Annotated in this window: 9 protein-coding genes and 1 pseudogene; 4 read left to right on the top strand and 6 right to left on the bottom strand. The window is 41.3% G+C overall.

What is annotated here, in order from left to right:
- Window positions 1–30: 30 nt before the first annotated feature.
- The 3 genes from IJ00_RS27520 to IJ00_RS04525 form a co-directional block, all read right to left on the bottom strand.
- Complete coding sequence (locus IJ00_RS27520) at window positions 31–2,325, bottom strand: SUMF1/EgtB/PvdO family nonheme iron enzyme (protein ID WP_035150503.1); 2,295 nt, start codon at window positions 2,323–2,325, stop codon at window positions 31–33.
- 79 nt (window positions 2,326–2,404) lie between these two features.
- Entirely contained in the window at window positions 2,405–3,304 is a 900-nt protein-coding gene (gene argB / locus IJ00_RS04530; protein ID WP_201782665.1) for an acetylglutamate kinase, read from the bottom strand.
- A gap of 109 nt (window positions 3,305–3,413) precedes the next feature.
- The gene (locus IJ00_RS04525; protein WP_082127255.1) at window positions 3,414–4,655 is read right to left on the bottom strand and encodes a PleD family two-component system response regulator; all 1,242 of its coding nucleotides are present in this window, start codon (window positions 4,653–4,655) and stop codon (window positions 3,414–3,416) included.
- A gap of 245 nt (window positions 4,656–4,900) precedes the next feature.
- Here IJ00_RS04525 and IJ00_RS04520 point away from each other — a divergent pair, with 245 nt between their 5' ends.
- The gene (locus tag IJ00_RS04520; protein WP_035158427.1) at window positions 4,901–5,899 is read left to right on the top strand and encodes a zinc-dependent alcohol dehydrogenase family protein; all 999 of its coding nucleotides are present in this window, start codon (window positions 4,901–4,903) and stop codon (window positions 5,897–5,899) included.
- Window positions 5,900–5,906: 7 nt separating this feature from the next.
- Window positions 5,907–8,204 (top strand): pentapeptide repeat-containing protein, encoded by a 2,298-nt coding sequence (locus tag IJ00_RS04515; protein ID WP_238178431.1) that lies wholly within the window; start codon window positions 5,907–5,909, stop codon window positions 8,202–8,204.
- Between the two features lie 275 nt (window positions 8,205–8,479).
- On the opposite strand, the gene IJ00_RS04510 is transcribed toward IJ00_RS04515, so the two are convergent.
- Both IJ00_RS04510 and IJ00_RS04505 read right to left on the bottom strand, forming a co-directional pair.
- Window positions 8,480–9,259 (bottom strand): photosystem II S4 domain protein, encoded by a 780-nt coding sequence (locus IJ00_RS04510; RefSeq protein ID WP_035150499.1) that lies wholly within the window; start codon window positions 9,257–9,259, stop codon window positions 8,480–8,482.
- Window positions 9,260–9,487: 228 nt separating this feature from the next.
- Window positions 9,488–9,991, bottom strand: a complete 504-nt coding sequence (locus tag IJ00_RS04505; protein WP_035150497.1) for a hypothetical protein — start codon at window positions 9,989–9,991, stop codon at window positions 9,488–9,490.
- 233 nt (window positions 9,992–10,224) lie between these two features.
- Here IJ00_RS04505 and IJ00_RS04500 point away from each other — a divergent pair, with 233 nt between their 5' ends.
- Together IJ00_RS04500 and IJ00_RS04495 are read left to right on the top strand one after the other, a co-directional pair.
- Window positions 10,225–10,992, top strand: coding sequence for a DNA alkylation repair protein (locus tag IJ00_RS04500; RefSeq protein WP_035150494.1), 768 nt, complete (start codon window positions 10,225–10,227; stop codon window positions 10,990–10,992).
- A gap of 19 nt (window positions 10,993–11,011) precedes the next feature.
- The gene (locus IJ00_RS04495) at window positions 11,012–11,467 is read left to right on the top strand and encodes a protein tyrosine phosphatase family protein (RefSeq protein WP_035150492.1); all 456 of its coding nucleotides are present in this window, start codon (window positions 11,012–11,014) and stop codon (window positions 11,465–11,467) included.
- Between the two features lie 95 nt (window positions 11,468–11,562).
- Here IJ00_RS04495 and IJ00_RS04490 read toward each other — a convergent pair.
- Window positions 11,563–11,859 (bottom strand): annotated as a pseudogene (locus tag IJ00_RS04490) (Rpn family recombination-promoting nuclease/putative transposase); the annotation flags it as partial.
- Window positions 11,860–12,029: the final 170 nt, after the last annotated feature.

Below are 12,029 nucleotides of genomic sequence, written 5' to 3'. Positions count from 1 at the left end.
TAAAGGGCAAAAGGGGAAGAGGGAAAAGGGCTAAGAAGTCCTCCCGACCCCACAAACAACACGAAAACCAAAATTGAAGTCGATACTGACGCGCTCCGCCCAAAAGTTGACGTTGCGAGACGCGGAACGGCAGTAGTTAGGATAGTCGTTCCAGGAACAGCCCCGCAGAACCTTGCTTTGATTATCATTATCAATCACCCAAGCTCTACCATCTGATGGTGCAGCGTTATAATTTTCGTGCCAATCATCTTCACACCATTCCCAAACGTTCCCATGCATGTCATGCAATCCAAAAGCATTGGCTGGAAATTTCCCGACTTCTGTTGTTTTTTCTCGATATTCTCCCTTGGGAGCATTGCCGTAGGTGTAATTGCCGTCGTAATTTGCTAAATCGGTTGTAATTGTCTCACCAAAATGGAATGGGGTAGTCGTTCCCCCACGACAAGCATATTCCCATTCGGCTTCGCTGGGTAAACGATAATTTTTGTTTGGGTTGTCTTTTTGGCAGTGTTGGGATAATCTCGCACAAAATTCCATTGCATCATTCCAAGATACGCACTCAATGGGTAAATTATTACCTTTGAAATGAGCGGGATCGGGATTCAAATCAATGTTGACTTTGGGGAAAGTTGCTACTGTTGCCCATTGTTTCTGGGTAATGGGATATTTGCCCATGAAAAAGGGTTGAATTGTAACTTGATGTTGGGGTTTTTCCCTGTCACTTCCTTCTCCTTCTGGGGAACCCATCATGAAAGTTCCACCGGGGATTGCCACCATTTCAATACTTACCCCGTTACCTAAATCTTCAAGGAAATATTCTGCTTTTGCTGAGTGATAGGTAATTTTAGGTATATATTTTTTCCCTAAGCCTAAAAAGCCCCCAGAAGTTTCTTCTAATCTCAATTTTGCATATTGAAAGTCAAATTGTTGAGTTTTAATAGTTTGAATAACCGGGGAAGCTTGTTGTTTTAATTGTGCTTGTCGTAATTTCTCCGCTTCTTCTTGTTTCCTGCGTAACTCTGCTTGCTGTCTTTCATATTCAGCTTGTTCTCGCTGCCGTTTTCTTAATTCTTCCTCTTTTAATTTCTCCTCCTGTCGCAATCTTTCGGCTTCTTGCTGTTGTTTCCTTAATTCTTGCTCCTGTTGCAATCGTTCGGCTTCTTGCTGCTGTTTTCTTTCTTCCTCTTTTAATTTTTCCTCCCTCAATCTTTCTGCTTCCCGTCGCTCCTGCTCAATTTGCTCGAGTTCGGTTTGTTTGGGAGCAATAATCCTGGCTTCAATATCCTCCAAGTCGCGATCGCGGAGGTTCAAAATTTCCTGTAAGCGTTGCAATCCCCTAATATTTTTCTGACTAATGGGAAACTCAAATGCCACGACTTGTAATAAAGCTTGCTCGTAACGCTGTAATTTTTGCTGACGCTGTCGGTAAGGTTCCAAAACCTCATTTTCGATGGCGATCGCATCCCCATCTGATAATCCCCAACGGTTTTTCTGCTCGTCCAAAATATATCTGCTGAGGAAGGAAATTTCCGCATCGTCTTCCATGGCGATTTTTTCCACTTCCTTGCGATACTTCAACTTGGGATCATCTTTCGGAGATTTGGCAATCAAAATTTTATGCCCTTCTTCCACGGGATAAAACTTTGGTGTCATCGCTGGAGATGCTTCGTGTACCTTTAAGCTCGCGTATTCGTGCAACTCATCGATGGAAATCCAACCATCCCCATCGCGATCGGCTGCTCCTTTTTCGATTCCTTCAACAAGGTAGCGGGTATAAACACCATAACCTTCCACCTCGTAGGAATGTTGGGTAGAAGTAGAAGAAGTCAGAATTGCCCTACCCTTACCACCCAACTGCTGTTGAATATCAATCACACCATCATCCTTGACAGTCATTCCCTGGGCGATCGCCCCACTAAAACAACAATCCAAAATAATTACTTGTCGTTGCGATCGGCTGTCGTTAATATTCTCGTGGAGAAAATTGGCTGCAACTGCTGAGGGTTTAACTAAAGTACCTCGTTCTTTGCGGATGTCACGGGTAGCTAGATAAAATCTTTCGGTAGCGCGGTCTACAATACCATGTCCCGAAAAATAGAACAACAGCAAATCATCTTCTTCACGGTTGGCAAAAAGCTTGAAAATTGCTTCTTCCATGGGTTGACGCAGGGGATTTTGGAGGGGAACAACGATGTCAAAACCTCCAATTTCCGGGTTTTTTAAGACTCGTTCCAGAGCATCAACATCGTTCGTAGCACCAGGTAATGGATCCAAACCATGGTCGTATTCGCTAACTCCGATTAATAACGCTATCTTTTTCCCCATTCGCCGTTTTCATAGTTTCTACGGTGAGCCTTAGTATTTAAGATACATGAGATGGCTCTAAAAATCCGCAGAAAAACCTTTACCCCCTACCTAACTGAGAACCGAGAATCATCGTTCCGATACCAATATCTGTAAAGATTTCCAACAATAGGGCGTGGGGGATGCGACCATCGATAATATGGGAAGCCTTGACACCTTGGGCTAGCGATCGCACACAACAAGTCACCTTCGGAATCATCCCCCCAGCGACAACACCCGTAGAAATCAATTGCCGCGCTTCTTGAATATCCACCTTGGGAATCAAGGTTGAAGGGTCTTTATAATCTTTCAGAATACCGCGAGTATCAGTCAACAAAATCAATTTTTCGGCGTTCATCGCTGCCGCAATTTCTCCTGCCACCGTATCAGCGTTAATATTATACGCCTGTCCTGTCTCATCGGCGGCTACACTAGAAACTACGGGAATATACCCACTATTCACCAGCGTTTCTAGGATGTTGATATTTACGCCACAAACTTCCCCGACAAAACCAATACCTTCTTCACCCTGGGGACGAGCAGTAATCAAGTTACCATCTTTACCACAAAGCCCTACCGCTTTACCACCAGATTGGTTAATCAAAGACACAATTTCTTTATTCACCCGACCGACTAACACCATTTCCACTACATCCATTGTCGGTGCATCGGTGACACGTAAACCATTCTTAAATTGCGGTTCAATACCTAGCTTATCTAACCAACTGTTAATTTCTGGACCCCCACCATGGACAAGAATCGGACGTAAACCCACACAGGATAAAAAGACAATATCACGAATGACCTTATCCTTCAGGTCACTATCTTTCATCGCTGCACCACCGTACTTGACAACCACAGTCCGTCCAGCAAACTGTTGAATATAGGGTAAAGCCTCACTCAGAACCTGTACCCGTGCTGCCGCATCTTGTTGAATGTATTCCGAATTATTAACCATCACAGGGAGAAATTGCGAATAAAAATAGTAATTACAGGAGTTATCGAAGGAAGAATCTACAAATATTTTCCTACTCCCAACAATTTCTCACAGAATGGCAACAGATTTACAGTTATCCTGCCATACTCAACAGAGAAGGAACCCTGAGATATTCTCTAATGCATCCCAGTACCGCATCCTTATTTACAGGCTTCTGGATAAAGTCTGTAGCACCAAATGCTTTGGCACGAGCTTGGTCGAAACTGCCTTCACTGGATGTCAGAATCACAATTGGGGTATTGGCAAAACGACTCATACGACGTAATTGCTTACAAATTTCAAAACCATTGGTCATCGGCATGATTAAATCGAGAAAAATCAAGTCTGGTTGCTGTTGAATCAAGGTTGGTAAGGCTTGAATGGGGTCTATAATCTTTAGAGAGTCCATCCCTGCACTTTGGATAATCTGCTCTAAGGACTGACAAATTTGTGGACTATCATCAACACAGGCAATCAGGGTACGGCTACTTTTTGTCTTGGTAGTTGGTTGAGAGGTATTACTAATTTTCTCCTCTGGGGAGTTGATTAAGTCAGGTACATCAACCAGTTCGATTAAGCCTCTGAGAGTATAAGGTAAAAGAGAACGACCAATTAATAAAATATCCTGTCTCGTTTTTAAGGTTAAATCACGTAGGGTATTTTTACCGTTAAATAACTGAACAAAACTATGATAGATAGTCGCGTTGACTTCCTTCGCTAATAGCTCTGGTTGTCGCAAAATCGGTGCTTGATCAGGATAACAATCAGATAATCCTACCTTTACCCAGTTTTGCCATAGAGTATACCCTTTCTTGATCAGACTTTCTGTACTAACTCGATTTCCCAGAACCTCGGAAATGATTGGTGGTTGCTGACAAACTTGATTGATTTTTCCCAGATTCCTATTAGTAGCATTTGAGGAAGCAGCAGCAGATTGTTGCAAGACGTCAAATACAAGTTTTTTTATAGTACTTTCGGCAATTTCACAAGCCTCCAATGGCTGGATTTTTCCCTGCTTCTGCAAAAATAGTACTAACTTATAGTCGGTATTGCTCTCAATTAGTCTTTTCAAGCCAACAAATAGTTGTTCCCAATTTAACCCTGGAGCATATCGCTCTATATTTCTTCGCCAACGACGGTAGGGGTGAAATCCTCCACTCGCCCAAATAATACTTCCTAAGTGATAGTGAAAATGCCATCGATGTCCTGATGAGTTGGTAAACTCTAGCATGCCTGTATATTTTGTTTTGATGCAGGTGTTGAATTCTTGGATTACTTCTGAGGTTGATAGAATTGTTCTTGGCTGCAAAGGTTGCATTTCAATCAGGCGATGCATAGAATATTTTCCCTGTTCATAACAAGAATCTCTTATATATACTTATACACTGGTATTTAATTAGACAAATCAGTACAAGTAGTGATTTTTATTTTTCAAAAGAAAACATAGAGAGAGTACTACTTGAATTTAGTATTTAGTAAATCAAGGATGAATTGTTGTTATTATCAATTACGCCATCAGCTTGAAAACTCATCATTATTTTTGCCTCTATCTTCTATTGTCAAGTTGTTATGAAGTTAAAAATGCAAGCAGTATTTATGACAGCACCTGGTTCTCCAGAAGTGTTGCAAATTCAAGAAGTCTCTCAACCTTTGCCCCCTGAAAATACACAAATTCTGGTAAAAGTCAAGGCTGCTGGAGTCAACCCCATTGATACGAAACTACGACAAAGGGGCACATTCTACCCCGATAGAATGACAGCAATTCTGGGTTGCGATGGTGCGGGAATTGTAGAAGCGGTGGGCGCAGATGTGAGCCAGTTTCGCTCAGGGGATAATGTATATTTTTGTCATGGTGGTTTAGGTGCGGTTCCAGGTAACTATGGGGAATATGCCATCGTCGAAGAAAGATATGTGGCACACAAACCTGTATCTATAAGCTTTGCAGAGGCGGCGGCGGCTCCTTTAGTTTTAATTACAGCTTGGGAATCTCTCTATGAACGGGGACGGTTAGCACCAGGGGATAAGGTATTAATTCATGCTGGTGCTGGTGGTGTGGGACACGTTGCGATTCAGTTAGCAAAAATCAAAGGTGCGGCAGTTGCAACTACGGTGAGTTCCCCAGAGAAAGCAGAGTTTGTGCAGACATTGGGTGCAGATTTAGCTATTCTCTACAAACAGGTTGATTTTGTGTCAGAGGTATTAGCTTGGACAGGTGGGGAGGGTGTAGACTTAGCTTTTGATACTGTGGGGGGTGAGACTTTGCAGCAAACTTTTCCCGCAGTTCGGGTATATGGTGATATTGTGACAATACTCGAACCAGCAGCAAGTACCTCCTGGAAGGTAGCGAGAAACCGTAATCTGCGCATCAGTTTAGAATTGATGTTGACACCGATGCTACAAGGTTTGACGGAAGCACAACAGCACCATGGGGAAATATTGACAGAATCTGCTCGGTTGATAGATGGGGGTAAATTAAAGATTCACGTTGCTCACCAGTTTCCCTTAAAGGAAGCAGCAAAAGCTCATCAGTTACTAGAAAGTGGGGGAATAACAGGTAAAATTGTCCTGTTGATGGATTAATTGGGTAATGGGTAAATGGGAAATTTTTGCCGTGAGTGAAGTCGAATGGGGAATGGGTAAACAAGCAGGGAAGCAAAGAAATGGGATAAAGGAGAAATATAGAAAGACGATTACCTATTCCCGATTATCTCTCATTGGTAAATTTTTTTGTAGCTTGTGGTTAATAGTATCAATATTATGTATTCCTGCTTCAGCAGAAGCTGCAACTAATCAATCTGAACGCTTACCTTTAACTCTAGAATTATTGCAAGAAAGAATCAGCAGTCCGATTTTACGGGAAGGGGTAACGACTGTTGATTTACGGAATATGACGATAGATTTACGACCAGAAAATGTCCCCTTGCAAGCATCTTTTTATCAGGTATTGCGCAAGGAATTACAAAAATCAGGGGCAAAACCTTTGGGTTTAGATTTAAGTAATTCTCTGATTCAGGGAGATTTTAATGGCAGTGAATTAGGTTTAACGACTCAATTATATGCTCAATCAATTACACCATTACTTTCTCCGGGTGAGCAGGAAGAAGTTGAGCGTCTGCGGAACGTTTGCTTACAATCTATCTCTGTAAATATCTTAAATTCTCGTGATTGCCGATCGCTACTAGGAACTCAATCAAATTCTCCTAACAATATCAGTGTATTTCGTGGTGCTTTAATTTTGACAGGAACCCGGTTTAACGGGGGTGTGGAGTTTGGGAATACATTTTTTCTCCAACCTGTAAATGCTGATGGTGCTATTTTTAATCAGATAGCAAATTGGAAGGAAACTCGTTTTAGTCGTGGTGCTAGTTTTAATAATGTGTTGTTTCGGCGGCAGAGTCAATTTAACGGTAGTATTTTCTTTGATAAAGTCAGTTTTCGAGAAGGGCAATTTCAAGAAGCGGTATATTTTGCCGATAGTACTTTTTTAGACAATGCCAATTTTAACCAAAGTAATTTTAAACAGTTGGCAAAATTTAGTCGAGCGCAATGGTTAGGTAATGCCATATTTTGTAACACTGTATTTTCGGGACAAGCACAGTTTAATAAATCTAATTTTCAACAGTTTCTGATGTTGTCAGAAGTAGCTTTTGAACAATCTGTGACTTTCCGAGAGTCAGATTTTAATCAATCTGTAAATCTCCGAGGTGCGAGTATTCTTAACCAAGCTGATTTTAGTGATACTGATTTTACCGAGTCTGCTTATTTAAATGTTTCTGGTTTAACCTTTAATTCTAACCAAGCGAAAATATTGGGAAATCCGGGGGAAATTGGCAAAAAATTATGTGTGACAGCTTTGCAAGGAAATCAAAATGTCTTGCGAAATTTAGTCCAGAATTTTCGCCAGTTGCAGCAAATTGCCGATGCAAATCAAGTGGAATATACCAAACAGCGTTTGCATCGTAGAGAAATTAGTCATTTATTAACAGGGATAAATATTAATACTGCGACACCCACAAAATTAGTACATCTGGGTTTTTCCCTTACCCAAGCAAGAGCGATCGCCACCCGTCGCAAAATTCAACCTTTCCGCAATAGTAAGGAATTACTAGCACTTGCAGATATTGATTTAGATACCTACAACCAAATTAGTAACAGAATTGTTGTTGGTACACCCCTATCCTTGGGAGGGAGAATATTACAAGGTTGGAATTGGTTTGCTTTGAGTTTGCTTTTATTACTCTCTGGATACGGTACAAATTTCGGGGTTGTCTTGGGAGTAGGAATCATTGCGATCGCCAATTTTGGGGTGATATTTTGGTTAGTCGATAGATTTCGTCGTCTGCTTCCTGTGGCGATCGTTCCTAATAGTTACGAAACTATTTCCACCCTTACCAGCTTTTTCTTTCTGAATCTCTTTGGTTTACTCTTCATCTTTCGCAATGCAGAGCAACCCTGGTTAACCTTGGGATGTTTACTCTTGATTATCATCCCCATCCCTTCTACCTTGTTACTCGAACTCTATCAACAGGGACGCTACCATGATTTAATGGATACCTCTTATTTTACCGAAGATGGAACCCTCAGACAATTGCGCTTACTAATTGGTAGATTACCTGTGATACCTCGATACACTTCATTTAGGGAAAGATACTTACCTCTGTTGTGGGAACGTCGCTGGAATTGGCTCAATTATTATGACTTTAGTCTCAATAACATGATGCGACTGGGTTTTAATGATGTGCGATTACGAGATGAACATTTACCCGCGATCGTCTCCACCATCGCCTGGTATCAATGGAGTCTCGGTATTCTATATATTACTTTGTTGTTGTGGACTTTATCTCGAACAATTCCCGGATTGAATTTGTTGATTTATTTAAAGTAGTAGTTTATGTCATTGATTTTGATAGTTGACTGTAGTGCGGGATGAAAAGTCAGCTTTCTGACAAACAGGAGCAAGACGCGACGACTACATATTTTTACCTATCACAACTTATGACATCAACTAGTAGTACTCCACCAAGAAAAATTTTACTGATAAATTAATCTTACTCCTTACTCCCTACTCCTTACTCCTTACTTCCTACTCCTTACTCCTTACTTCCTACTCCTTACTCCTTACTTCTTACTCCTTACTCCTTACTTCTTACTTCTTACTCCTTACACATACCTTGTCAATTGCACTCGGTACCTATCTTTTTTGGTGACAGCAATTTCCCCAACTTCCAATCTACCTTTGCCACGAATCGCAATTAAATCACCAGTTTTGACTTGGGAACTTGCTTGGGTAATATCTTTCCAGTTGACTCGCACATCTCCACCATCAATGAGAGAAACCATTTTGCTGCGTGACATTCCGAAACCCGCAGAGGCGATCGCGTCTAAGCGCAGAGATGCTTCGACTGTGGTTAATTCTTTTTTCTTGGGTTCTCGTACTTTTAATTCACTAATATCAATGGTACGGGTTTTAACTGGTACTGAGCGCACTTGTTGCAGATGCATTTCTAAAAACTCTGCCAACTCTGGAACCACTATGACTTGGGCACCTCGTTCCCCCAAAACAATAATATCCCCCGTTTTTTCTCGGACAATCCCTGTGCCTAACATTGCACCTAAAAAGTCTCGGTGGGTTGCAGTGTCAAACAGAAAATTACCAGCGATATCTAATAATGTTACTGATATTTGGGACGGTTCTAGGGGTAATTCTGAACGGGCGATCGCCATCCTTTGACGTTCAGCTTGAGGATAACCACCCCATGCCACTAACTCTATATCAGTTAACCGAGCAAATACCTGGCGAATTTCTGCTATCTCTGGGGGAGAGAGAAAATCTGTTTGTACAACTTCCCAGGTTTTAATCGCTTGTTCCGCTTGATCAATAACCCGCGCAATACTATCGCGGTTTTCAACACCTTTTAATAATTCTTCCCGTGGCAACATTTGAGATTTAGGTAATGGGTAATGAGTTAAAATAATTCGTAATTCGTAATTCGTAATTCGTAATTACGTTAGTGTTAGCCCTGAGCGGAGCCGAAGGGCGAAAGGTGAGCGAAGTCGAACCGTTACCTCTCCTGCTAGGAGCATTGCGAATTGTTCTAATGATTTCCCTCAAATAGTATAATTGCTAACAGGAAGAAGGAACAAAAAATGTATCCTTCCCCCAATTCTCTATCCTATTTCATCTGCATAACCTTGAATATTTTCCGGTGCAAATTCACGCAGAATGTTTGTTGCTTGACGGCTGAGGATTTCTGAACCCTGAACAACAACGATATATTTACCCTCATTGAGACGGTTTCGGTAGGGTAAAGCATCACCACTGCCAGCAACTAACCCCACACCACCACCAACAAAGACGCTACCAAAAGCGCCACCCATAGCACCTAATAACCCACCAACAATGTGATTACCGATTTCTCCAGCCCAAGCAAAGGTATCTAAGCCCGTTGCCACACTGAAGCCAACACCAGCGAAAAAGCCGAAAGGTATCAACCAAAACGCCATTAACCGTGCTTGCTTTTGTGCTTGTTCCTTGGGGTCTATTAAACCAAACTCATCGGCGGTTTTATAGCCTCTACCCAGAATGGTACTTTTTATACTGGCTTTTTCGAGAGCTAAGTACGCCGCTTCAGCTTGAATTCTGTCTGAGAGTACAGCAATAAGATAATTCATCAGAGATGCAATAAATTGTGATTCGATAAAAGTTTTGCCCTAATTAACAGGTTATATCAATATCAGAGCAATAACTTCCTTCATCTGTACGATAACGTGGAGCAGACTGTTATGAGGCGTTCGCCCGAAGGGCAGAGCGTAGCTCTATCACCACTAACAAAACCCTTTCTTCCCACAGCAACAAGTTGTATTTATGGTGCAAAAATTAAGATGTAGTCGTCTCAACTACCAACATGGCGATCGCTCAACTCCAAGCACAATTAGCCCAAGCAGGTGACAGTAAAACTCAAGCATGGTGGGAAAGCTATCTCAAACACTCCTTACCCTTTCGCGGGTTGAAATTACCCCAAGTAAGGGCAATAGTACATTCCTGGGTAAAAACCACCAATTTTTCTAGCCAATTACCATCCCAACAATTTGATACTGCTGTGACTTTAATTCGAGAACCTTGGGGTGAGGATAAATTAGCGGGAATTCTCTTGCTGCAAGAATTTTTGATCAAACATCGCTTAGTGAATTGGGAATCGGATTTACCCAAATTTGCTACCTTATTCGACGAAGGTGACATCAAGGAATGGAATACCTGTGATTGGTTTTGTGTCAAAGTTCTCAATCCTCTGATTAAACAACAGGGAAAATCCTGTGCAGCTGCTGTGATGCAATGGTGCAAAGCTGAAAATTTATGGCGCAAAAGAGCATCAGTCGTCAGTTTCGTGAATATTGCCAAACATGGAGATCGTAATTTCCCAAATTTTACCCAAATGCTACTCAACACCTGTGGTGTGGTGGTTCAATCTCCGGAAAGATTTGCCCAAACTGGTATAGGATGGGCTTTACGGGAATTAAGTTTAAGTGATAGAAATTTGGTAATTGACTTTATCAAAACTAATAGCACTTATTTTTCCAGTGAAGGATTGCGTTATACCCTAGAAAAATTTCCACCCGATTTACAACAGCAACTCAAAAAATATCGACAGGAAAAATTAAAATCTTCCAAATAATCCCCAATCCAAATATCCCATGTCTTCCTTATCACAAATTGAAGCTTTTTTACCTATTTCCTTCACCATTTCCACTTCTGGACAACCAACCCCGGAACAGTTTGTCAATATCGCATCAGCAGGTTACACCTTAGTTATCAACCTGGCAACCCCTGCGTCAAGTAACTGGAATAGTAACGAAAATAGTATTGTTGAAAACCTAGGAATGGAATATATCAATATTCCCATCGATTGGGACAATCCTACCCTGACTGATTTTGATAATCTTGCTGATTTACTCGATGAAAATCCAGAACGCAAAATTTGGATACACTGTGCTAAAAATATGCGCGTCTCCGCAATGATGTATCTCTACCATCGACTGCGTAAAGGTTACAGAGAAGAAGCAGCGCGTCGCTATCTCGAACAGATTTGGCAACCAAACAAAATTTGGCAAAATTTTATTGATGCAACGATAGAGCTATACGAGGAATAATTGAATTTTTGATACTCCCCTGCCATCATGAGAGGAAATTCTTGATTCAACGAGTCCGCTTGTTCAACCCCTTGCGGTATTTAACTCAGAGGTAGTTATTGTGCAGCTTTCCTGATATCCTCCACACTTAAATTCAAAGTTTGCGCGATCTGCTCCACCGTCAACCCAGCTGCTAACATCGGTGGTACAGCAAGTAACTTTCCTCTAAGTTCTCCTTCTTCGATTCCTTCCTGTCTTCCTTCCTGTCTTCCTTCCGCAAAAGCTTGTTGATATACCCGTGTTTGCTTTAACTCGCTTAATCCAAACATTTGCTGTATCTCCTCAATATCCATGTTGGGGAATTTATAAACCAAAATTGTCTCGATAATTTGTAATAATTGCTGCTGTTGAAGTATGGTCTGACATCAAACCTCCTCCTGTCTCAATACTCGTGAGAAAATTGAATCGATTGAATAGATAATATCATTGATTAGTACAAGAGAACTACTTTTTTATTCTCTCATGCATTCATAAACGACGCGCTAGTATAAGTGTAATTACGGGTGATATACAGACTTTACAT

It is taken from the genome of Calothrix sp. 336/3, from assembly GCF_000734895.2.
Taxonomy (GTDB): Bacteria; Cyanobacteriota; Cyanobacteriia; order Cyanobacteriales; family Nostocaceae; genus 336-3.
This window is presented reverse-complemented; position numbering and strand designations above follow the sequence as displayed.